This window comes from Nesterenkonia salmonea (assembly GCF_005771525.1).
GTDB lineage: Bacteria > Actinomycetota > Actinomycetes > Actinomycetales > Micrococcaceae > Nesterenkonia > Nesterenkonia salmonea.
In genome coordinates, this window is record NZ_VAVZ01000015.1 from 45359 (window position 1) to 67178 (window position 21820).

The window sequence follows — 21820 nt, forward strand, 5'->3', positions numbered from 1 at the left end:
CCAGTGGTTCGATTCCACCATAACTGTATGCATAGTGCAAGTGGTTTGAGTGGCCCGCTGTCCAGACATGAACCTGCGAGTCGTGTTCTACGGGGTGTAGAAAACGTTAGACTGTGGCAGTGTCCTCATCCGCTGCCTGCCTACGCCTAGCTGGTGTCCGCTACGCCGTGGGCGCTGCCTCCTCAGCCCGCGGGGTGACTGAGATTCTCTCCGGTGTAGATCTCACAGCTCGCCGTGGTGAGGTCACTGTCATTATCGGGCCCAATGGTGCTGGCAAGACCACAACGCTGTCCTGCGCACAAGGACTGCTCCGCCCGTCGGCGGGCACAGTGCATCTGCTTGGTGAGGATCCCTTCCGCGCGGGTGCAGGTCTACGTGCCCGCGTAGGCGTCATGCTGCAGGACGGTGGCCTGCCGCAGTCAGTCAAGCCGCGCACACTGCTGACCCATGTGGCGAAGCTTCACCAGGATCCGTGGCCATTGGATAATCTTATTGAGCGCCTAGACCTCTCCCGTTTTCTGTCCACCTCGATCCGCAGACTCTCCGGGGGCCAGAAGCAGCGTGTCGCCTTGGCCGCCGCGCTGATCGGCTCCCCCGAGCTGGTATTTCTGGACGAACCCTCAGCCGGACTGGACCCGCAATCACGTCAACTGGTTTTCGACCTCATAGGTCATCTGCGCAGCCAAGGCATCGGAATCGTGCTGACGACCCACCTGCTGGAAGAGGCCCAGCACCTGGCAGATTCCGTGTACATCCTCAAAGACGGAGTGGTCGTCAGGCACGGCACAGTCTCCGAGCTGACCGGCATTGGAGCTGACGACCATGACCGGCCTGCTTCACGGCGCCTGAGCTTCGCCTCACCGCGCATCATGACCAGCGGCGAACTCGACGAGGCCCCGTTCACCCTCGAACTGGACAGTGACTCCAATCGGGCCGGAGCTCGATGGGGTGTTCCAGCGATAGCCTCACCAGCTGACCTCGCGTCATTGGCAGCGTGGTGGGAACGGATCGGATTGTTTCCCGCCGAAATCAGCTTTGAGGCCCGCACACTTGAGGACGTCTTTTGGGAGGTCTCGGCCCCATGACTGGTCAACAGATGACGCCGCCGCCGCGTTCGCAACCGGCCCCCGCTCACCGGCGTGTACTGGCCCATGGTCTGTATGAAGCTCGGATCACATTGCGCAACGGCGAGCAGCTCCTCGTCTCACTCATTCTGCCGCTGCTGGTCCTCATCGGACTGCACCGCGCTCACGTCGTGACCGATGTTGTCCCGGGGATCGACACAGTAGCTCCCGGGATCCTATGCCTTGCGGTGATGGCTTCAGCTTTCACCGGGGCGGCAATCGCAACGGGATTCGAGCGCCAATATGGGGTGCTCGCCTACCTTGCCACGACCCCACTTGGGGCGACCGGGCTGATTTTGGGCAAGTCCCTGGCCGTGCTGTGCGTCATTGCCGTACAGATCATTGTTCTCGGTGGGGCCGGTTTGGTGCTGGGCTGGTCCCCGGAGCCGGTCGGGCTGATCTGGTTATTTGGCGTCGTCGTCATCGGAGCTGCGGCGTTCACAGCTCTGGGTTTGCTCCTCGCCGGAACGGTCCGCGCTGAGGCCACTCTCGCCGTGGCAAACGTCGCATGGGTGCTCATGGGTGCTGCCGGGGGTGCCGTACTGCCGCTGAATCATGAAGGTGCCGGCGCTCTGCTGATGCTGCTGCCCTCGGCAGCTCTCGGTGACGCAGTGCGCGACGCCACAATGAACGGCCACCTTGCCGTGATACCTGTCCTTATCCTGGCCGCCTGGGCTTTGGCGGCAATTCTTGCCGCACGAAAGTGGTTCACATGGAAGTAATTCGCCTCCGCCTCCCATCCCGCATCTCCCGGCTCACCAAGGTTCTGGCCTGGGCCACTTTGGTGTCGAATATCGGCATCATTCTCACCGGCGGGGCCGTCCGTTTGACGGACTCTGGCCTAGGGTGCCCCGAATGGCCCCGCTGCACAGCGGACTCCTGGGTTTCCACTCCAGAGATGGGAATGCACGGTGCCATCGAATTCGGCAACCGGCTGCTGACCTATGTGCTCATCATCATTAGTGTCGCGATGTTCCTGGCTGTGATCCGTCTGTGGTCTACGCACCGGGCATTGGTGGTTCGGACCATCATCATCGGCTTAGGCATTCCCCTTCAGGGAGTTATCGGAGGCATCACAGTCTGGACCGACCTGAATCCATGGATCGTTGCTCTTCACTTCCTGGCATCAGCTGGCCTGGTACTCATAGCCACCCAACTGCTGACCCGCGTCAACGCCGAGCTGCGGAACGCAGACAACCCGGGATACCGCATCGTTGATGGCGAGACCAACACCTTGACCCGGTCCATGGCCGGTGTCATTTTAGTCACCGCTTGGGCCTCACTGGTGCTGGGCACGATCGTCACCGGAACCGGCCCGCATGCAGGAGATCCGAACTCGCCCCGGCACGATTTCGACCTTCACCTGGTGACGCAGTTACATGTCATTCCGGTCTACATGCTGTGCGCAGCTGCGGTGGTCATACTGGTGGTGCAAATGCGGCTCAAGACGTCGGGACATCAGCGTCGCGCCGCATGGTTCCTGATCGCAGTCATCCTGGCTCAAGGTGTGCTCGGATACTGGCAGTACTTCGCTGGTCTGCCCGTGGGGCTTGTTTGGCTTCACATGCTGGGTTCGGCCCTTGCCATGGTCGCGGCAACACAAGTCTTTGACCGATACCGGGCTCGCTACGCGACCCGTGGTCTCACAAAGGCGCCTCGGCCGGTCTCCGCCATCGCCTGACTCCTGCCGCCTAGCGAGTGATGGTGTCGTCGAAGACAGTGAGACTGCCTGAGTAGTTGGCCACCCAAATGCTCCCGGTCATGGCATCGTAGGTGACACCGATGGGCAGGTGCCCCGTACTGCGCCGATCGATCTCCTCCAGCGAGCCAGCGTCGAACTTGGAGACACTGTCTTCGTAATAGTTCACGACATAAAGCGCTGTGCCATCAGCCGAAGTGTCCATGGTGCGCGGCTCACGGCCCGTGGTGGCAGTGCCGATGACTTCGTCGGACTCCGTGTCGAAGGCGACCAACAGGTCAGAGCGGCTGAAGGTCACGTAGAGCACATCAGCATCTGGCGAGAGAATCACATGCCGCGGAAACTCTGCATCACTGTAGATAACGTTGGCCTCGCCGGTGTCAAGATCGACCTTCCATAGCTCATTGGCGTACATGGCCGCCACATACACGGTGCGGTTGTCCGGCATGACCGCGATGCCGCGTGGCTGTGAGCTCAGTGGAACGCGCATTTCTTCTACGCCGGACTCGGTGTCAATTACGGAAAGATCAAAGTCACACCAGTTGGTGACAAGCAACCGTGATTCGTCTGGAGTCAGTGCCTGGTACTTGGGAACGCGTCCGACCTCGATAAACTGGTCCCATCCTTGATCTTCAACGCTGTATCGGAAGACCGCAGAGGGTGCCACAGCGTCGCCGTTGCGGCAGTCGTCATAGGCTGGCGCTCCGATATCAGCCAGTCGATACTGCGACACATACGCGTGCTGACCGTCCTCAGTCCATGCCGCTTCGACAGGTGCGCCCTGCACCGTCTCTGGGTAGCCATCAACGCCCAGGCTGGCAGGATTGATGGTGTCCGGGAGCTCTTGGACCAAATCGCCTGTTCGCGTGTCATAGACCGTGACCGAGTTTTGGTACATCATGTTGTTTGCGATCGCCAGTCCGCGACCATTCGCCACGATGGACTTGGGAGTGATGACTGGTTCATCGATGGTCTGAGTTTGTTCAAACGTGGTGCTGCGAGCTTCGGGCAGATCCGGCGGTTCTAAATCGGAGGGAACATCGGCTGTGTCGGTCCGTTCCACAGGATCGGTTTCTGGCTCCGCATCCTCACTGTCAGACGCCTCATCGGTTGGGTCCGCATTGCCGACGCTGGGTCCGGGGATAGTTGCCGCATCTGAGTCGGTTTCGGAACGACTGTCCTCCTCCGCGCAAGAAGACACGATCAGCAACCCGAGTAACGCGGCCGCACCCACAGCTCCTGACGTGGTCTTTCTCACATGACAACCTGCACTGTTCCTGCGATCTTGTCGTGCAGCGCGCGCCCATCAGGTGAGACCACCACTGCGGGCACGACCAACAGGAGAAGGAGTGCCCGCACCAGAGCCCAGAGCGGACCAGGGACAGAGGCCGGAGCATTCTGATGAAGTCGCACTACCTGGATGCGTGCCAGTCGCTTTCCCAGCGAAACTCCCAGTAACCCGACAAGCACCACGTGGATCAGGAGAAAGATGCCGAGGGTGACCCATACGTTGTAGTCGAACCAAGCAAGTGAGATCACCGATGCGATGCCCCAGTCGATAAACAGAGCCAAAATACGACGACTCCATGGAGCCAAGGACCCTGGACCTGTCGGGGGCAGACCCAACTGATCACCGGGGTGGCCGGCGGAGGCATCGTTGCTATCTGGACCTTGGGTGTTCACAACCAATCAGTCTACGTCTACCACCACCGTGAAGACTCTGTAACATGCTGGAAACATTTGCGTGACCGATGGGAAACCCTTTCATCTGTAGGGTGAGTACCGGTAACCCCGTAAGCGAACTCGCCGAAGGAGCTCAACGCTCATGTTCTCAAGCCCTCAGGAAGTCCTGGATTTTATCGAGAAGGAGGACGTCAAGTTTGTTGACGTCCGCTTCACTGATCTCCCGGGCCTGCAGCACCACTTCAATGTGCCGGCTCACACCGTAGATCTCGACTTCTTTGAAAATGGCCAGTTGTTCGACGGCTCATCCATCCGAGGTTTCCAGGGTATTCAGGAATCAGATATGCAGCTGATCCCCGATCCCTCTAGCGCGTACATTGATGAGTACCGCGAAGCCAAGACCTTGATCATGACGTTCTCCATCGTCAACCCGCGCACCGGAGACCCCTACGCTCGCGATCCCCGCGGTGTGGCTCAGAAGGCTGAGGAGTACCTCGCTTCATCGGGTATCGCCGACACCGCATTCTTCGGCCCTGAGGCTGAGTTCTTCCTGTTCGACAAGGTGGCATTCAAATCCTCACCTGAGCACTCTTTCTACTCATTGGACGCCAAAGAAGCTATCTGGGGCTCCTCCGACGAGTTCGCTGAAGGACCAGGTGGCCATAAAATGGCCACCAAGGGCGGCTACTACCCAGTCTCTCCCCAGGATCAGACCGCCGATGTGCGTGACGAAATCGTGCTCGCCCTCGAGCGTGCCGGACTGTCCGTTGAGCGCTCCCACCACGAGGTCGGTGGCCCAGGCCAGCAGGAGATCAACTACAAGTTCAACACTCTGACTCTCTCCGCGGATGACGTCCAGAAGTTCAAGTACGTCGTGAAGAACACTGCCGCCAACTACGGCCTTGCCGCCACGTTCATGCCGAAGCCCATCTTCGGTGAGAACGGTTCCGGTATGCACGTCCACCAGTCCTTGTGGGCTGAGGGAGAGCCCCTGTTCTTCTCCGAGACCGGCTACGCGAACCTCTCCGACACGGCACGGTGGTACATCGGTGGGCTGCTGAAACACGCTCACGCGCTGCTCGCTTTCACGAACCCCACCGTGAACTCCTATAAGCGACTGGTCAAGGGCTACGAAGCACCGGTTTCCCTGGTTTACTCGCAGGGCAACCGTTCTGCTGCTATCCGCATCCCCATCACCGGATCAAACCCCAAGGCCAAGCGTCTGGAGTTCCGTGCACCTGACGCTTCAGGCAACCCTTACCTGGCGTTCTCCGCCATGCTGATGGCTGGCCTGGACGGAATCAAGAACCGGATCGAACCGCACGAGCCTGTCGACAAGGACCTCTACGAGCTTCCTCCCGAAGAGCTCAAGGACATTCCGCAGGCTCCCGGGACGCTCGATGAGGCACTTCTGGCGCTGGAAGCTGACCATGACTTCCTGCTCGAAGGTGGCGTGTTCACCGCAGAATTGATCGAAGCCTGGATTGAGTACAAGCGCGAAGAAGAGATCGAGCCGCTGAACCTGCGCCCGAACCCGTACGAGTTCGAGCTCTACTTCTCGGTCTAACAGGAATACGCGGATTTAGCGGTGACAGGCCCATTTGGGCCACCCGCCAACAGTGGCCCCACACCCGTCAGGCAGTTTCGACACTGCCGGGTGTGGGGCCACTTCCGTGTCATGGTGACGCGCGGCCAATAGGTCATTGCTCGGCGTCGGACTCTTCCTCGTCGCCCTGAGCGCCGGCGGCTGGCTCCTCGTGGACCTCGGCAATCTCTTCCTGGGCATCCTCCACCGCTGTGCTCTCCGTGTCCCCATCGCGACCGGACCAGACCTTGATGACGCCCCAGGCGGCGGCTGCAAGTGGCACTGCCAGGACCGCACCGATGACACCGCTCAGGACAGTGCCTGCGGTGAGCGCCATCAGAATCACCAGCGCGTGCAGCTGCAGGGTCTGAGCCATCACCACTGGCTGTAAGAAGTTGCTCTCCAACTGCTGCACCAGGATTACCACCGCCAGCACAATCAACGCCACGATCGGACCGTTGGCGACCAGGGCGACCAAAGTTGCTAGTATCCCGGCGACGGTAGCACCCACGATGGGGATGAATCCGCCGAGGAAGACGATCACGCCCAGAGGTAGGGCCAGGGGTACCTGCAGAACCAGCAACGCGATGGTAATGCCGACTGCGTCGGCACCCGCAACGATCGCGGTGCCTCTAATGTAGCCGCCGAATGTTTTCTGGACTTTGTCCCCTGACGCGATCCACTTATCGCGGAAATGCCTTGGGGTCCATGAGATGAAGAATGCCCAGATGCGGTCGCCGTCCTTGAGGAAGAAGAACAGAAAAACCAGAAGCAAAACCAATCCGGTGAAGAAGGTGCCTGCGGCACTGAGCGTCGTCACCGCGCCCGTCCCGAACTCAGCGCTGGTGAGGAATGAGGTGACGGTGTCGATCGCACCATCGATCTGTTCCTGATCAATGGTGAAACCTAGGGCGCCAAGGTTGTCGTCCACCACTTGACGCAGCTGGTTGAATCCTTCCACCGCTTGGTCCACGAGGTTCGACCACTCGTTGATCACCGAGAAGACCAGCCCCGTGCCCACCCCGCCCAGAACAAGCAGGGAACCGAGGAAGACCGTCCATGCCGCGAGCATGCCGGACATGACCCGGCGTGCAAGTCTCACCAACGGCCACAGTGCGCACGCAAGGATGATGGCAATCACGGTGGGGATGACGACCACCGTCAGTCTCAGAAGTGCGAAGACCAGCAGGCCCACCACGGTGCTGACCACCAGCAGTTGAACCGCCCGTATTCCTAGCCTCCCTAATGTATCCGTCCACATGCCACGCACCGTGAAGGTCGGCGGCTCTTTCCCACTGGCTATCACATCGCTGGGTGTCTGCCTCACGCTTGCCTCCCGCAGGTCTGTTGTTGACGAGTCACGCCCACAATACTCCGCCTCGAAGCCCTAGAAGTCGTTCGGCGAAGGCTGATCTTGAAGCAGGCCGAGGCCCAAACTAAGCGGACTGTCAGCGAGGCCGGTAAAGTGCTGAGGTGGCAGATCACAATGAGATGGCCCACTGTACGAACGGTTCACCGCAGCACATGGATCTGGCGAGGAGACGACGACGCCGTTGACCACTTACTTCACCAGCGACCAGCACTTCGGCCATGCCAACATCATTCGTTACTGCGACAGACCGTTCGAGGGAGTAGACGATATGGATGAGGGCCTCATCGCCCGGTGGAATGAGACTGTCGATGTCGATGACGAGGTCTGGGTGCTCGGGGACTATTCGTTGCACGACCGTGACAAGGGGCTGAGCTACCTCCGCCGTCTCAACGGGACCAAGTACCTCGTGGTGGGCAACCACGACCGTTGCTCACCATCACAGACGGACGGCTCTCTCTACGTTCCGAAATACATAGAAGCCGGCTTCACCACCGTGGTCACACAGGCAGAGGTCGTCCTACCTGCAGTGCAGTCCGGAGGCGAGGATCTCCAGGTCCTCTTGTCGCACTATCCCTACGCCGGCGAATCACACGCCAAGCAGGATAGGCATCAGCGGTTCCGATACCGCGATCTGGGCCATCCGCTCATCTGTGGACACGTGCACACCGAGTGGAAGACGCAGCTGTCTCCTCGGGGTACCGTGCAAGTCAATGTCGGAGTGGATCAGTGGGACTTCCGACCCGTCACTGCAGAGCAGGTGCACCGAACCATCCTTGCTGCCACACCTGCCTGAACTGGTATCACGCAACAACGTTCGCAGTGGACTGGCTAGAACTCCGGACTCACGGCAAGGGGCCCAGAGCGTAAGTAGCGAGCGTGCGGTGGGCTGATTCGTCGTCAGAGGGATGGTGTATCCCAGCCAGCGCGTCCCGGTAGAGCCTGCTGAGCTCGGAGGTACGGTGATAGTGGCCTCCTCCACTGACGCTCAAAGCGGTATCGACCACAGATCGAGCGGTGCGTGTGGCCGAGGTGCGCAGAGTCACCAGACGTGCAAACCAGGACGACCCGTGGTCAGCACCAGCCTCAACTTCCACAGCGATGCTTCGCAGTTGAGCATCCAATGCCAGCTGCTCCAGCTGGGCTTCAGCGACCTTGTAGCGGACATCCGGATCCTGGTCCAAGGACATACCCGTGCTCAGTGCGCTCCGGCGAGCTGTGTTTTCAACACCCAACTGTAGGGCTCGGTCCCCGATGCCGGTGTAAACGGCTGAGATGAGTGTCAGAAATGACGAGAAGATCGCAAAAATCAGCGGATCTTGGTTAGGGCCCACGGGTAACCGGCGGACGACTCGCTCAGCAGGTACAAGCGCGTTCTGAAGCTCGGTAGCATGGGACTGGGTCGCTCGCATACCGAGGGTGTCCCAGTTCTCTATGGTCTTCCATCCGGGAGCCTCTCGGGGAAGGAAACCGAAGATCAACGGAGTCCCGCCGTCTTCATCCCCCGCGTCTACGTCCTTGCCAAATAGCCCTAGCCGAGTCCAGACCGGAGCTAAAGTCGTGAAGATCTTGGTCCCGGTGAATCTCACTGAACCGTCCTCAGAAACCTGAGCCTGAGTCAGTGAGTCGAAGAGGACGGCGTCGTTGCCTGCCTCAGAGATGCCAAAGGCGAAGATATGTCCCTGGGCAGCTTCGGTGAGGACCTGATCAAATTCTGCATGGCCCAGCTGCACCATCTGGCGCGCCACCGATACCCAAATCTGGTGCATGTTCACCGCCAGAGACGTGCCGGGAGCGTAGCTGGCTAGGAGACGTTGCGCTTCTACCAGAAGGGGCAAGTCCCACCCCAGTCCCCCGTGCTCAGTCGGAACCAACGCCCGCAAATAGCCGGCCTCCTGCAGCTCCTCGAGGTCTTCGTGACAGAACTCGTTGCGTTCGTCATAGCCGGCGGCACGCCCCCCGATACGTTCCAGCAGTTCTGCGTTCAAGACATCTTCGACAGTCATACATGAACCTCTCTCAGCATCACGGCACTCGGGCTGTCCACGCCTGCGTGCCAAACTTCTGTGTCACCAGATCTTCTGCCCGGCGCAACTCATGCGGCCGGATAGTCGCCACGGTGGCACCGTAGCGGTCCGCGAACGTCTGGGTGAACACACCCATAATGTCTTGCCGGGACATCCCTGTCTGGCTGCGCAGTGGGTCTACTCGCTTAGCGGCAGACGTGTGCCCCTTGTCCGAGAGTTTCTCGCGTCCAATACGCAGCACCTGCAGCATCCGCTGCGCATCGATGTCGTAGCTCATGGTCACATGATGCAGCATGCCCCCGTTAGCCAATCGTTTCTGGGCTGCTCCACCAATTTTCCGGCCGTAGCCTTCACCGTCAGCTGCAGAGACGATGTCATTGAGCGGCTTGTATTCTGCTTGCACACCGACCTCAGCCAGCGCTTCCATCACCCAACTGTCCAGAAAGGGGTAGGAATCGGCGAAGCTCAGCCCGTCGACCAAGGACTGGGGGAAAGACAGCGAGTAGGTGATGCAATTCCCTGACTCCATGAACATGGCTCCTCCGCCAGATATGCGGCGGACCACGACAGCGTCCAGATCCTCAGCGGCTTGAGCATCCACCTCATTGGCAAGTGACTGGAATGAGCCGATGACGACGGCGCGCTCGGTCCAGTCCCAGAGCCTCAAGAGAGGGGGGCGACGGCCTGCACCCACCTCTTCCGTCAGAACCTGGTCGAGGGCAACATTAACAGCAATAGGCAAGTTGGTCGCCGGGAGGACTTCCCAACTGTGGTCTTCCCACCCCGTGGCCCGCCCCAGTGCTCGGCGCACTGCGGTGGCCACCGCACCAGCGCTGAACCCGATCATATGAGCCCCAGTGGGTAGCTTCCGCGTAACCGCTTGCGCGATCTCTTCCCCAGAGGACGAGACGGGCAGCCCGACCAGCGAAGAGTTGAGAGCTGGGAGAGCCTCGTCGGGTTCCAGGAAGAAGTCACCGTTGATTGATGCGGAAGAGATGACCGAGCCCTCACCAGTCCCGGAGACCTCCAGATCAGCGACGACGAGTTTGCCTCCCGGGACCTTGTATTCACCATGAACCATGGCCTCCATCCTAGGAGGTCAGAGGGGCCCTGAGATTCCGCTGACAGCGGAGGTGGATCTGGATGAACCCTATGCCCTTGGCTGGTTGTACCGACTATGACCTCCACAGCTTCACAACCGCTATCTCTGCTGGATCTCGCCCGCGTGCGAGAACACGAGTCCATAGCACAAGGGATCGGCAGATCTCTGCGCCTGGCCCAGACTGCCGATGCGTTGGGCTACAGACGCATCTGGTTCGCCGAGCATCACAACATGCCCGCTGTGGCCAGTTCGGCGACTGCGCTGTTGATCCAACATATTGCGGCCGGGACCCAGAACGTTCGGGTGGGCGCCGGCGGAATTATGCTGCCCAACCATTCGCCGTTAGTCATTGCTGAACAGTTTGGGACTCTTGAGACCCTGTTCCCTGGGCGGATTGACCTTGGTTTGGGTCGCGCTCCGGGGACGGACGGCGTCACTACGCGAGCCTTGCGCAGGGATGGTACTGAGGCTGACAGATTCCCTGAGGACATTATGGAGCTTTCTGGTTTCCTCAGCGGAAACAGCAGAATTCCGGGCGTCCATGCCTACCCCGGACGGTCCACCCACGTGCCGCTCTACATCCTCGGGTCCTCCCTCTACGGAGCTCAGCTCGCGGCTCGCTTAGGGGTGCCCTACGCATTCGCCAGTCACTTCGCCCCGCAGATGCTGGAGCAGGCCGCCAACACCTACCGTGAGAACTTCAATTCCGCGGGCTCACTGCAGGGCCCGGATGCCCGCCCTCATTTCATTGCCGCCGCCAACGTCATCGCCCATGACGACGCCGCCATCGCCGCTGAGCAACGGCGAGAAGCCGAAAACGGCTGGATCAGGACCATGCTGGGACGGAACAAGACTCTCTCAGACGAGGACGTGACCCAGTTGAGGGATCATCCAGCGGGGCAGCAAGTGCTGGGCATGCTGTCGAGGACAGTCTCTGGCACTCAGGACGAGGTGGTGACCTGGTTGGACGCACTCGCCGACCAGGTCACTGCTGATGAGCTCATTCTCGTGAACCTTGCCCCGGATGAGGACGTCCAGCACCGCACGCTCGAGCTGCTGGCTCCTGAGCCAGGCAGCGCGTAGGGCTTTCGATAAGGTCGTGCCATGACGTCAGTAACCGTGCCGATCGAACTGAGGTGGGGCGACCAGGACCCCTATGGCCATATCAATAACGTAGCGGTGCTCCGCATACTGGAGGAGGCTCGGGCCCGGGCATTCTGGAGTTCACCTGGACCTTCCGGCCCGTCCGGTGTGTTCCCTCCACTGGATCCGGACCAGCAGATCTGGGCGCTGGTGGCGGACTTTCACCTGAAGTACCGCAAGCAGTTGCCCTACCAGCGAGAGCCGGTCCTTGTGGAGATGTCGATCCCACGAGTCGGTGGAGCGAGTCTCGTCATCGACTACGCGGTGAAGGTCAGCGCCCACGCTGCCCCATGTGTGACTGCTCAGTCGACTCTGGTCATGGTCGATCGGGACTCTGGGTCTCCCCAGAGGCTCAGCTCTGAGGTGCGTCAGCGTCTGCTGGACTACAGTTCAGAACCTCAGCCCTAGTCTGAGCTGTAGAAGTGCTGTTCGAACACTTGCCGGGCACGCCGGGTGGTGCGCAGATAGTAGTCTTCAAATTCTGATGCATTGCCAGGTTCGAATCCACACCACCGTGAGACCGCTTCCAGGTCCCGGCGCGAACTTGGCAGGACATCGGCTGTCTTGGCGGACCAGATCATGATGCCGGAACGCACTTTGGTGCACAGCTTCCAAGCCTCGGCCAGAATCTGAGCATCCTTAGGGCTCATCAGCCCGGTATCGACCAGGCCGTTGAGCACCTGCAGGGTATTGGTCCCTCGCAGCAGTCCGTGATCATGGCCATGCTGCAGCTGATACAGCTGGACGAGCCACTCCACATCGGAGAGCCCACCCCGTCCCAATTTCACATGCCGGGAAGAGTCAGCCCCGCGCGGTAGGCGTTCCGCTTCAACCCTAGCCTTGATCCTGCGTATTTCCGTGAGCTGCTGGTGTGAAGGCGGCGAGCCGTAACGTACGTCGTCGACGAGCTCCATGAAGTCCACCGCCAGCCAGTCTGAGCCGGCGACCGGACGAGCCCTCAAAAGCGCTTGGCGCTCCCATACATCCATCCAACGCCGGTAGTACTCCTCATAGGACTCCAGCGATCTGGACAGGGGACCTTTCTTCCCCTCCGGGCGTAGATCCGCGTCCAGTTGGAGAGCGAATTCACCACGTATGGCAGGCTTCACCGGCTTGGAGAGCAGCTGAGTGAGACGCTGAGCGAGTTTTTGTGCTTGACGATCAGCGGCAGACTTATCGGCATTGGGCACCGGCCTGTGCACGAACATTGCATCCATGTCTGAGCCATAGCTGATCTCGCGACCGCCCTGCCGACCCATGGCGATGACGAGGAAGTCAACGAGCCGCCCTTCGGCTTCAAAGACCTCCTCCTCAGCCACCCGAAGCGCACCCAAGGTCGTAACCCGGTCAACGTCAGACAGCGCGGCCCCAACCTTTTGCTGGTCTCGGACTCCACAGGAGTCCGCAATCGCGATCCGCAGCTGCTCCCGTTGCCTGATGAGCCGCGCAAGGCGGACTGCGGTGTGAGAGGCACCTTCATGACGGTGCAGGGCACTCTTCATTTCAGTCCACAGTGTTTCAAAGCTCCGCGGGGCCAGTGACTCATCATCACCGAGCCATTTGGCGGACTCCGGCAGGTGCTCGAGCACATCGGAGATGAAGCGAGAGCTGGTCAGCAATTGGCACAGACGCTCTGCGGCGACTGAAGAGTCCCGCAGCATAGTGAGGTACCACGGGCTGGAGCCAAGGGATTCGCTGAGTCGGCGGAATGCCAAGAGCCCATGATCAGGATCCACGCCTTCGGCAAACCAGCCCAACATCATCGGCAGAATGCGTTTCTGCAGCGTCGCCTTCCGAGACACGCCGGCAGTCAGCGCCTCAATATGGCGCAGGGCACCATCGGCGTCACGGAAGCCCAGAGCAGTGAGCCGGTCAGCGACTGCCGCGGCTGAGAGCCGGACCTCAGCGTCGGAGAGTACAGCGGTTGTGGACAACAGGGGACGGTAGAAGATCGTCTCGTGGAACGAGGAGACCTCACGGGCGACTCGTTGCCAGTCGGTTCGCACATCCTGCGGTCCAGATCTTCGCGTCTGACCGGGTGCTCGGATGGCATGGGCCAAAGCTCGAAGCGCAGAGTCTTTCTCAGGCATCAGGTGTGTCCGACGCATATCTGCCATCTGGATACGGTGTTCATAGAGCCGCAGCTGCCTGTAGCAGCGGCTCATCGCCTCTTGGTCTTTGCTGGAGACGTACTCCCCTGCTCCGAGAGCTTCGATAGCGGAGAGGGTGTCCCGGATTCTGAGGGCTTCATCGACCCTGCCGTGGACGAGTTGGAGTAGCTGCACGGTGAACTCAATGTCACGCAGGCCGCCGCGGCCCAGCTTGATCTCCCTATCGGCAGTACGGTGCGGAATGTTCGCAAACACTCGACGGCGCATGGCTTGGACATCTTGGACAAAGCCTTCGCGAGCTGCAGCTTGCCAGACAAGCGGCCCCATCGCTGCCATGTATTCCTCACCTAGCGCCCGGTTGCCGGCGATGGGACGAGCCTTCAGAAGTGCCTGAAACTCCCAGCCGGCTGCCCACCTGCGGTAGTACTCCCGGTGTGAATCCACGGTGCGGGACAGCGGCCCGTCCCGCCCTTCCGGACGAAGATTGGCGTCGATCTCCCACAGGGCGGGTTCCCCATCCGAGGCCATGATGACCTTCGCCATGCCGCTGGCCAAAGCGCCCGCCAGATCACCAGCCTCCGCAGAGTCAAAATCCTCTGGGGCCCGGTGCGCAAAGACGACATCCACATCAGAGATGTAGTTCAGCTCAGCTGCGCCACACTTGCCCATGCCGATCACGGTGAGTTCAATCCCGCCGGCCTCGGGTCTGCGTTCTATGAGTTGAGCTCTGCTGACTGCCAAGGCCGCATCAATCGCAGCGGAGGCGAGGTCTGCCAGCTGCCTGGCCACGGTCGGAAGAAAGTCCTGAGGGTCAGGCGCCGTCAGATCCCGCAGAGCCACCCGGGTCAGTTCTCGGCGGTAGGCGATCCTCAGCGCACCTCCGGCATCCTTGGCGGTGAACTCCTCACTGAGGTCCGCGACCGGATCTTCACCCTCTGCCTCGGCTTGTACTGCTGACATCAGAATTCGCCGAAGTTCCACTTCTGAGGGCCATCGCGCAGAGGCGTCCCGGTTGCCCAGGTCGTCCTCAAATAGGATCTCCACCTGGTCCGGGTGCCGGATCAGGAACTCAGCCAGTGCCTGAGATGCTCCCAAGAGCCTGACCAGCGGAACAGCCCGCGAGTACCCTGAGTCCTCAGCAACGTCGAAAAGCTCCTTGACCTGAGGGGCACGTTCAAGAAGCCGGATCAGCAGCAGCAGCGCCTGGTCGGCATCGGGAGCGTCATGCAGCGTTCTCGTCAGTGCCGCAGCGTCGAGGTTTTTCAGCTGCGGGTCGGCCAAGAACTTTTGGGCTCGCTCCAGCTCCTGAAAGCCAGCGGCAATCAGTTCACGCGGTGTCGAAGGTTCAGTGGAAGAACTCACGTGTCATCGCCGAAGGTAGTCGCAGGTGGGCACCGCTCAAATCATCCCCAGATACGTGTTGACCTCGTACGGTGAAACATTGACTCGGTATTCGTCCCATTCCTGACGTTTGTTGCGCAGGAGGTTGTCGAACACCTGCTCCCCAAGCACACTGGCGACCAATTCAGAGTCTTCCATCTGGCGGATCGCATCGTGCAGTGTGCCGGGAAGGGGTTTCAGCCCCAAGACTTTACGTTCTGCGGTGGTCAGTGACCACACGTCTTCGTTGACGTGTTCAGGCAGCTCGTAGCCCTCCTGAATACCTTTGAGCCCGGCACCGATCACCATGGCGTAGGCCAGGTATGGGTTTGCGGCAGAGTCTATGCCGCGGAACTCCACGCGCGCTGAGCCGCCTTTGGTGGGTTTGTAGAGCGGAACTCTGATGAGCGCAGAACGGTTGTTGTGGCCCCAAGAGATGTGGCTGGGTGCTTCTCCCCCGCCCCAGAGTCGCTTATAGGAGTTGACGAACTGGTTCGTGACCGCTGTGAACTCGGGGGCGTGAGTCAGGACCCCGGCAATGAACTGCCGGGCTGTTGTGGAGAGGTTGAACTCCGCATTGGGGCTGAAGAAGGCATTTGTATCGCCCTCGAAGAGACTGAAGTGGGTGTGCATCGCTGAGCCGGGGTGCTCGCTGAAAGGCTTGGGCATGAACGTGGCGTACTTGCCGTGCGCCAGCGCTACCTCTTTCACGATCGTGCGGAAAGTGAGGATGTTGTCCGCGGTGGTCAGCGCATCGGCGTAGCGCAGGTCGATCTCATTTTGCCCTGGGCCGACCTCATTGTGGCTGAATTCCACGGAGATCCCGACGGCTTCCAGCATATTCACGGTGTGTCGGCGCAAATCTTGGGCGACGGACCCGGTGATGTGGTCAAAGTATCCAGAGCGGTCGGCAGGCACCGGCCGACCACTGCTGTCCATTTCTTCTGACTCGAGGAGGTAGAACTCGATCTCAGGGTGGGTATAGCAGGTGAAGCCCATCTGGCCGGCGGCATCGAGCTGGCGGCGCAGCACGTACCGCGGGTCACCCACAGCGGACTCTTGGTCTGGGGTGAGAATGTCGCAGAACATCCGCGCGGTGGGTTCATCTTCACTGCGCCAGGGAAGAATCTGAAAGCTGGAGGGGTCCGGCTTCAACAGCATGTCCGACTCGAAAACTCGGGAAAGCCCCTCAATGGAGGACCCGTCGAAACCCAGACCTTCCGCGAACGCACCCTCCACTTCGGCGGGGGCAAGCGCAACCGACTTCAACGCTCCCACCACATCGGAGAACCATAGGCGGACAAAGCGGACATCGCGCTCCTCGATGGTGCGCAGTACAAATTCCTGCTGCCGATCCATACTGATATTCCGCCTCCTGAAATTGGTCCTGCTCAAGCCATGCCCACTCTACCCAACCCCAGGGGTGCACCGGAGTAGTCTTGGAGCCATGTCCAATGATGAACACACGGCACCCTATGGGGGCCCTCAGAACGACGCCGCGGCAAAGACTCCCAAGAGGATACGCACCCATCACCTTCAACGCTTTAAGGATGAGGGGCAGAAGTTCGCCATGCTCACCGCTTATGACGCGATGATGGCGAATGTGTTCGATGAAGCAGGCATCGAGGTTCTCCTGGTGGGCGACTCCGCCGCGAACGTCATGCAGGGAAGCTCATCGACACTGAGCATCACCGTGGATGAGCTGCTGGTCTACGCAAAGTCCGTAGTCAACGGGGTTCACCGTTCCCTTGTCGTTGCGGATCTGCCTTTCGGGAGCTACCAAGTCTCTCCTGAGCAAGCAGTACTCACGGCAGTTCGTTTCATGAAAGAAGCCGGAGTACACGCAGTCAAAATGGAGGCGCATGCCGCCACAGCGCCCCATGTGAAGGCTGTCGTAGACGCGGGTATCCCGGTGATGGCGCATATCGGGTTCACCCCGCAATCGGAGCATCAGCTCGGCGGGTTTCGGGTTCAGGGCCGTGGCGAACACGCCGAGAAAGTGATTGACGACGCTCTATCCCTCCAATCAGCTGGAGCCTTCTGCGTTCTTGTAGAAATGGTTCCTGCCCAGCTGACTGCTGATCTCGACGCAGCCCTGCGAATTCCTACCATCGGCATTGGCGCTGGCAACGCCTCCACGGGTCAAGTGCTGGTGTGGCAGGACATGCTGGGGCTGAACAACGGACGGCTGCCCCGGTTCGTGAAACAGTACGCGGAGTTACGCAGGACTATCACTGATGCCGCGCACAGTTTCCGCCGTGACGTGGTCGAAGGAACATTCCCTGGCGAGGAGCACGGTTTCTCAGCTGAGTAGGCACCAAGGCAGCCTAGGCCTCGTCGTTGTCTTCTTCCCACTCCTCGTTGCGCTGCTCAACCTTCTCCAACGCCCGGGAGGCCTCGGCGTAGGACTTGTACGGGCCCAGCAGGTGTTTCCAGGATGATTGGGCTCCGTGCTCCACTTGTCCGGTCGTCATGTTGTACCAGTAGTCACTCACCCCTCCAGACTACGCCCTGATGGGGTGTGGCCGATAGGATTGATCCCATGGCTTCTGTACCCTCCCACGCCCCTGTCGGCACACTCGTTCCAGGCTCCCTGACACCCGAAAGGATCGTCCCGGAGCACATCGATAAGCCGAATTATGTGGGGTTGCCGGAACCACCGCAGTACACCGGTCCCGATGCGTTCGACGCCGACACCGTGTCGAAGATTCGTCGGGCCGGGCAGCTTGCGGCCGAATGCATGGTCTCCACGGGGAAGCTGATCCGGCCTGGCGTCACCACCGATGAGCTGGACGCCTTCGCCCATAACTACCTCGTTGAGCGGGGAGCGTATCCGTCATGTCTGTTGTACCGAGGCTTCCCGAAGTCAATTTGCACCTCTGTCAATGAGGTGATCTGTCACGGCATACCCGACTCAACGCAGTTGGTCGAGGGTGACATCGTCAATCTCGACATCACCGCATTTCTCGATGGGGTGCACGGGGACCACAACGTCACGTTCCTGGTGGGCGAAGTCGACGACGAATCCCGCCTGCTGGTAGAACGTACTCATGAGGCCATGATGCGAGGCATCAAGGCAGTGAAGCCAGGACGGCCCATCAACGTTATCGGGCGTGCCATTGAGTCCTACGCCCGGCGCTTCAACTACGGAGTGGTCCGCGAGTTCATTGGTCACGGAGTTGGCCCCGCATTTCACACCGGCCTGGTCATTCCGCATTACGACGCCGCCCCTGACTACTCCCAGCTGATTGAACCCGGCATGGTCTTCACCATCGAGCCGATGCTGACCCTCGGCACAAGGCATTGGGATATGTGGGAGGACGGCTGGACCGCAGTGACTCGAGACCGCAAGCGGACAGCCCAGTTCGAACACACTATCGTCGCCACAGAAGACGGCGCCGAGATCCTCACTGCGCCCTCCGCCTGAGAAGTGCCCAGAGGACCGTCAGAGCACGCTATTCTGTTCGGTGAATCACAGCGGTGCAGCGTGGCGCCGGTTTCCCTCTTTTGACTGACCCTGGAGAGTTATGACCAAACCAGATACGTTTGCGCCCGCTACCGAGGCGATGGGCCCCGCCAGTGCTGCCCTGCCCCAACTGCCCCACAGGGCCATCGGAATAGACGTCGGCGGTACGGGAATCAAGGGCGGGATCGTGAACCTCCGCAAAGGAAGCCTGACCGGGAAGCGGTTCCGGATTCCTACCCCCAAGCCAGCAACTCCCGAGGCAGTGGCTGCCGTTATTGGGGAGATCCTCGATGAACTCCTCTCTCGAGAGAAGGCACCTGCTGCTGAAGAGCTGACGGTCGGTGTCACTGTGCCGGGGATTGTGATTGACAACGTAGTGCTCTCAGCTGCCAATATCGACGAAACCTGGTTGGAGTGTGACACCACCGAGCTGCTGAGGAGCTTGCCTGGGCGTATTTCTACTCTCAACGACGCCGACGCGGCAGGTTTGGCCGAAGCGCGCTACGGTGCAGGTGCCAATAAACCGGGGACCATCATGATGGTCACCCTAGGGACCGGTGTCGGGACTGCGATTGTGCACGACGGTGTCCTGGTGCCCAACTCTGAGCTGGGGCATCTGGAGTTCGAAGGCGAAAAGCCTGCTGAGCGCAGGGTATCCGCGGCTTCCCGTGAGCGTCTTGAGATGCCTTGGGACGAATATGGAGAGACCTTGCGGCGATTTTTGGTTCACGTTGAGCGGATTCAACCGGTCAATAAGTTCATCATCGGCGGCGGGATCTCTAAGCGGAGCGAGGACTTTTTGCCCGGAGTGACCGGTCTTCGTGCCGAGGTGGTGCCGGCACAGCTGACTAATGACGCTGGGATTGTCGGTGCTGCACTTTATGCCGCTGAGCGCGCCCGGATTGCCGACCTGCGATCCACTGACCTCTAAAGAGACTTTGCTCACTTTCGCTCTACGAACGCCTTGTTACAGGAATGTTTCGTGTAGCGTGTCGGTTCCTCTTTCATACGGGTAATGGTCCTTGGGTCATTGCCGCGAAGAGGTAACCATAAGCCAAAAAGACACGCCGGGCGTCGTCGTACGCCGAAAAAATACATAAAGGAAGTGACACAATGCGCAGTCTCAAAGAGAGGATTTTCGAGTCCGCCCAGAAGAGCAACCGTATCCTCAACATTCTGCAAGCTTCAGACCACACGGAGAGCCGTTCAGTGATGAACATCGCTCATAGTCAGCCCAATGTTGGATTCCAATCCGGATTCAATCGCTGATACCCAACGCGTCGAATGCGCCGAGCGGGGTCCCATGGACGCCGACTCGGCGCTCTTTTGCTAGTATTAATCCTTGTGCCGTTCGCGGCACTTGCGCCGATAGCTCAGTTGGTTAGAGCACTGCGTTTACACCGCAGGTGTCGGGAGTTCGAGTCTCTCTCGGCGCACCACATAAGAAGCGACTATTTCAGGTCAAGATTGCTGACCGCAGGTCCCTCAAGAACCTCGCCCTCCGGGGTGAACCGTGAGGCATGAAGTGGGCAGTCCCACGAGCATTCCGCATCATTCCAGGTCAGTATTCCGCCCATATGTGGGCACACTGCCGAGACATGCCGGGTGACACCTCCGACAGTAGAGCTGCCTATTGGTTGGCCACCTACCCGTCCCACTGCTCCCTGGCCCTCTGCGGGTGGGTCCTCCGGTAGCGACTTCAATTCAGCTTTGATCCAGTCCCCGGTCATCCGCACGCCGATCGAGGCGTTGTCCTTTGCACCTGTGGTCAAACCGCTGAAAGAGGGTGACCGTTCCGCAAGGGTCTCGGCCCACTGCATGTGCCCGCCGAGAATCTGCGACGTAATGGCCAACGCGGCAGCAATGCCGTTGGTCATGCCCCATTTGTTGAACCCGGTCGCCGCGAACATCGACCCGCCTCCCAGCGGTATTTGGCCGAAGTACGGTAAGCCGTCCGCTGGACGATAGTCCTGAGCAGACCAAGCATGGGTTCGCTGCGCCCCAGGGAAGTGACGGTGCGTCCAAGCTTCCAGGTCCCGGACCGCCTCGGCCGGAGATTCGGCTCTGCCGACTTCGTGCCCGTTGCCTCCGACCACAAGGAGTTCCTCTCCTCCGACCGGAGCCGACCGCAAACTTCGGCCCGGCGCGTCAACTCCGAGGTACATCCCTTGGGGTACTGGTGTCTCAGAAGGAAGCCTGTACGCCTGAGCGTAGGAGCGGTGGCCCTTCATCCTGGCGAAGTGTCCGCCACGGTCTAGTACTGGCGAGCCGGTGGCAACCACGAGGTTGTCACCGGTAAGGGGCCCTGCGGAAGTCTCGATGGAGACCGGCGGACCAGGTGTTGCACCGACCATGCGGGTCCGTTCAACGATGAACCCGCCACGCTCTAGAAGCTCTGTTGCGAGGCTCTGAAGTACCGCCGTTGGCTGGATCTGGGCTTGGTCGGACAAACGCACTGCACCTGCTACTTCATAGGGCAGTTCGTCGACTTCGGCCCACTGAGCCTGGATCCCCGCCGCGTGACAGGCTTCGAGCTCCTGCTCCAGCATGCCAAGGCTCTCTGGAGAGTGTGCGTAGGTATAGGCAGGCCTCTGTTGGTAGTCAACGCCGCGCTCCTCGAGATAGCGCAGCAACCAAGACTGAGCTTCCCGGTTGCCATCAACGTAGGCCTGGAGAATTTCATCGGACCGAGCAGAGCGGACCGCTGAGAGATGAGCACCCTGAAGCAGCGAGACTTTCCCCGTGGTATTTCCGGTAGCAACTGCCCCGACCTGCCTGGCTTCGAGCACCAGAACTCGCTGACCCGATCGCGCCAGAAGCACAGCGGTGGTCAATCCGGTCAACCCTGCTCCCACGACGAGGGAATCCCAGTGAGTACCGGTGGGGAACGGCTCTTCATGGGGCACTTGGACTGCATGGGTGTCAAGCCAGAGTGAACTCATCGCAAAACCTTCTAACGGGGGCAACGGGTCTCCATCCTCGAAACTGTCGCTGGACACAAGCGTGACATTGCCACTTAAGAGGCTGGTAAGGCGCGGGCCAGGCATGATCGTAGCGACCGTGGGTCCTGGTGACTCATCTCAAGATGCCCGGGAAGTGTGAGTCGTTGACTCATTGAGTTTTGCCCGGTT

At 60.1% G+C, this 21820-nt stretch carries 19 protein-coding genes and 1 tRNA gene; 11 read left to right on the plus strand and 9 right to left on the minus strand.

All coding sequences use genetic code 11. The features are described 5' to 3' along the window. Positions 1-119: 119 nt before the first annotated feature. From FEF26_RS06880 to FEF26_RS06890, 3 genes are read left to right on the plus strand one after another with little or no spacing between them, the layout of a single operon-like run. Positions 120-1085 carry an ABC transporter ATP-binding protein gene (locus FEF26_RS06880; RefSeq protein WP_138252804.1) on the plus strand — a complete coding sequence of 322 codons (966 nt, stop codon included), beginning with the start codon at positions 120-122 and terminating at the stop codon, positions 1083-1085. Then, positions 1082-1846 (plus strand): ABC transporter permease, encoded by a 765-nt coding sequence (locus FEF26_RS06885; RefSeq protein WP_243730464.1) that lies wholly within the window; start codon positions 1082-1084, stop codon positions 1844-1846. The genes FEF26_RS06880 and FEF26_RS06885 overlap by 4 nt, the downstream gene beginning before the upstream one ends. Further along, a complete protein-coding gene (locus tag FEF26_RS06890; protein ID WP_138252805.1) occupies positions 1837-2805 on the plus strand; it encodes a COX15/CtaA family protein in 969 nt (322 codons plus the stop codon). The genes FEF26_RS06885 and FEF26_RS06890 overlap by 10 nt, the downstream gene beginning before the upstream one ends. 10 nt (positions 2806-2815) lie before the next feature. On the opposite strand, the gene FEF26_RS06895 is transcribed toward FEF26_RS06890, so the two are convergent. Together FEF26_RS06895 and FEF26_RS06900 are read right to left on the minus strand one after the other, a co-directional pair. After that, positions 2816-4081, minus strand: coding sequence for a YncE family protein (locus tag FEF26_RS06895; protein ID WP_138252806.1), 1266 nt, complete (start codon positions 4079-4081; stop codon positions 2816-2818). Then, complete coding sequence (locus tag FEF26_RS06900; protein WP_243730465.1) at positions 4078-4506, minus strand: RDD family protein; 429 nt, start codon at positions 4504-4506, stop codon at positions 4078-4080. The genes FEF26_RS06895 and FEF26_RS06900 overlap by 4 nt, the downstream gene beginning before the upstream one ends. A gap of 142 nt (positions 4507-4648) precedes the next feature. Here FEF26_RS06900 and glnA (FEF26_RS06905) point away from each other — a divergent pair, with 142 nt between their 5' ends. Next, positions 4649-6073 (plus strand): type I glutamate--ammonia ligase, encoded by a 1425-nt coding sequence (gene glnA, locus FEF26_RS06905; protein ID WP_138252808.1) that lies wholly within the window; start codon positions 4649-4651, stop codon positions 6071-6073. 133 nt (positions 6074-6206) lie between these two features. Here glnA (FEF26_RS06905) and FEF26_RS06910 read toward each other — a convergent pair whose 3' ends face one another. Continuing rightward, positions 6207-7418, minus strand: coding sequence for an AI-2E family transporter (locus tag FEF26_RS06910; RefSeq protein WP_243730466.1), 1212 nt, complete (start codon positions 7416-7418; stop codon positions 6207-6209). A gap of 226 nt (positions 7419-7644) precedes the next feature. Between FEF26_RS06910 and FEF26_RS06915 the strand changes: the two genes are divergently transcribed. Continuing rightward, on the plus strand, positions 7645-8256 hold the full coding sequence (locus FEF26_RS06915; protein ID WP_138252809.1) for a metallophosphoesterase: 612 nt from the start codon (positions 7645-7647) through the stop codon (positions 8254-8256). 49 nt (positions 8257-8305) lie between these two features. On the opposite strand, the gene FEF26_RS06920 is transcribed toward FEF26_RS06915, so the two are convergent. Together FEF26_RS06920 and lplB are read right to left on the minus strand one after the other, a co-directional pair. Beyond that, positions 8306-9466 (minus strand): acyl-CoA dehydrogenase family protein, encoded by a 1161-nt coding sequence (locus tag FEF26_RS06920; RefSeq protein WP_138252810.1) that lies wholly within the window; start codon positions 9464-9466, stop codon positions 8306-8308. Between the two features lie 19 nt (positions 9467-9485). Then, positions 9486-10568, minus strand: a complete 1083-nt coding sequence (lplB, locus tag FEF26_RS06925; RefSeq protein ID WP_243730467.1) for a lipoate-protein ligase small subunit — start codon at positions 10566-10568, stop codon at positions 9486-9488. A gap of 96 nt (positions 10569-10664) precedes the next feature. Here lplB and FEF26_RS06930 point away from each other — a divergent pair, with 96 nt between their 5' ends. Together FEF26_RS06930 and FEF26_RS06935 are read left to right on the plus strand one after the other, a co-directional pair. Further along, positions 10665-11672: an LLM class flavin-dependent oxidoreductase gene (locus FEF26_RS06930; RefSeq protein WP_138252812.1), complete on the plus strand. Its 1008-nt coding sequence runs from the start codon at positions 10665-10667 to the stop codon at positions 11670-11672. A 21-nt stretch (positions 11673-11693) separates the two neighbouring features. Beyond that, positions 11694-12140, plus strand: a complete 447-nt coding sequence (locus tag FEF26_RS06935) for an acyl-CoA thioesterase (protein WP_138252813.1) — start codon at positions 11694-11696, stop codon at positions 12138-12140. On the opposite strand, the gene FEF26_RS06940 is transcribed toward FEF26_RS06935, so the two are convergent. After that, positions 12137-15205, minus strand: coding sequence for a bifunctional [glutamine synthetase] adenylyltransferase/[glutamine synthetase]-adenylyl-L-tyrosine phosphorylase (locus FEF26_RS06940; protein WP_138252814.1), 3069 nt, complete (start codon positions 15203-15205; stop codon positions 12137-12139). The genes FEF26_RS06935 and FEF26_RS06940 overlap by 4 nt on opposite strands. A gap of 36 nt (positions 15206-15241) precedes the next feature. Beyond that, positions 15242-16582, minus strand: coding sequence for a type I glutamate--ammonia ligase (gene glnA / locus FEF26_RS06945; protein ID WP_138252815.1), 1341 nt, complete (start codon positions 16580-16582; stop codon positions 15242-15244). 88 nt (positions 16583-16670) lie between these two features. On the opposite strand from glnA (FEF26_RS06945), the gene panB reads away from it, so the two are divergent. Continuing rightward, a complete protein-coding gene (gene panB / locus FEF26_RS06950; RefSeq protein WP_138252816.1) occupies positions 16671-17537 on the plus strand; it encodes a 3-methyl-2-oxobutanoate hydroxymethyltransferase in 867 nt (288 codons plus the stop codon). Positions 17538-17550: 13 nt separating this feature from the next. On the opposite strand, the gene FEF26_RS06955 is transcribed toward panB, so the two are convergent. After that, positions 17551-17718, minus strand: coding sequence for an SPOR domain-containing protein (locus FEF26_RS06955; protein ID WP_138252817.1), 168 nt, complete (start codon positions 17716-17718; stop codon positions 17551-17553). A gap of 47 nt (positions 17719-17765) precedes the next feature. Here FEF26_RS06955 and map point away from each other — a divergent pair, with 47 nt between their 5' ends. The 3 genes from map (at position 17766) to FEF26_RS06970 (ending at position 20128) form a co-directional block, all read left to right on the plus strand. After that, complete coding sequence (gene map / locus FEF26_RS06960; RefSeq protein ID WP_138252818.1) at positions 17766-18650, plus strand: type I methionyl aminopeptidase; 885 nt, start codon at positions 17766-17768, stop codon at positions 18648-18650. Between the two features lie 139 nt (positions 18651-18789). Beyond that, positions 18790-19620 carry a polyphosphate--glucose phosphotransferase gene (gene ppgK, locus FEF26_RS06965; protein WP_138252827.1) on the plus strand — a complete coding sequence of 277 codons (831 nt, stop codon included), beginning with the start codon at positions 18790-18792 and terminating at the stop codon, positions 19618-19620. 431 nt (positions 19621-20051) lie between these two features. Continuing rightward, positions 20052-20128: transfer RNA gene (locus FEF26_RS06970), tRNA-Val, on the plus strand. Between the two features lie 12 nt (positions 20129-20140). Here FEF26_RS06970 and FEF26_RS06975 read toward each other — a convergent pair. Continuing rightward, positions 20141-21631 carry an FAD-dependent oxidoreductase gene (locus FEF26_RS06975; protein WP_138252819.1) on the minus strand — a complete coding sequence of 497 codons (1491 nt, stop codon included), beginning with the start codon at positions 21629-21631 and terminating at the stop codon, positions 20141-20143. Positions 21632-21820: the final 189 nt, after the last annotated feature.

Excerpts from the sequence above, each read along its gene's own strand:
- ppgK (WP_138252827.1), top strand. The coding sequence starts at position 18,790 with ATGGGCCCCGCCAGTGCTGCCCTGCCCCAACTGCCCCACAGGGCCATC.
- FEF26_RS06920 (WP_138252810.1), bottom strand. The coding sequence starts at position 9,466 with ATGACTGTCGAAGATGTCTTGAACGCAGAACTGCTGGAACGTATCGGG.
- glnA (WP_138252808.1), top strand. The coding sequence starts at position 4,649 with ATGTTCTCAAGCCCTCAGGAAGTCCTGGATTTTATCGAGAAGGAGGAC.
- panB (WP_138252816.1), top strand. The coding sequence starts at position 16,671 with ATGTCCAATGATGAACACACGGCACCCTATGGGGGCCCTCAGAACGAC.
- map (WP_138252818.1), top strand. The coding sequence starts at position 17,766 with ATGGCTTCTGTACCCTCCCACGCCCCTGTCGGCACACTCGTTCCAGGC.
- glnA (WP_138252815.1), bottom strand. The coding sequence starts at position 16,582 with ATGGATCGGCAGCAGGAATTTGTACTGCGCACCATCGAGGAGCGCGAT.
- FEF26_RS06935 (WP_138252813.1), top strand. The coding sequence starts at position 11,694 with ATGACGTCAGTAACCGTGCCGATCGAACTGAGGTGGGGCGACCAGGAC.
- FEF26_RS06930 (WP_138252812.1), top strand. The coding sequence starts at position 10,665 with ATGACCTCCACAGCTTCACAACCGCTATCTCTGCTGGATCTCGCCCGC.
- FEF26_RS06975 (WP_138252819.1), bottom strand. The coding sequence starts at position 21,631 with ATGAGTTCACTCTGGCTTGACACCCATGCAGTCCAAGTGCCCCATGAA.
- lplB (WP_243730467.1), bottom strand. The coding sequence starts at position 10,568 with ATGGTTCATGGTGAATACAAGGTCCCGGGAGGCAAACTCGTCGTCGCT.
- FEF26_RS06890 (WP_138252805.1), top strand. The coding sequence starts at position 1,837 with ATGGAAGTAATTCGCCTCCGCCTCCCATCCCGCATCTCCCGGCTCACC.
- FEF26_RS06885 (WP_243730464.1), top strand. The coding sequence starts at position 1,082 with ATGACTGGTCAACAGATGACGCCGCCGCCGCGTTCGCAACCGGCCCCC.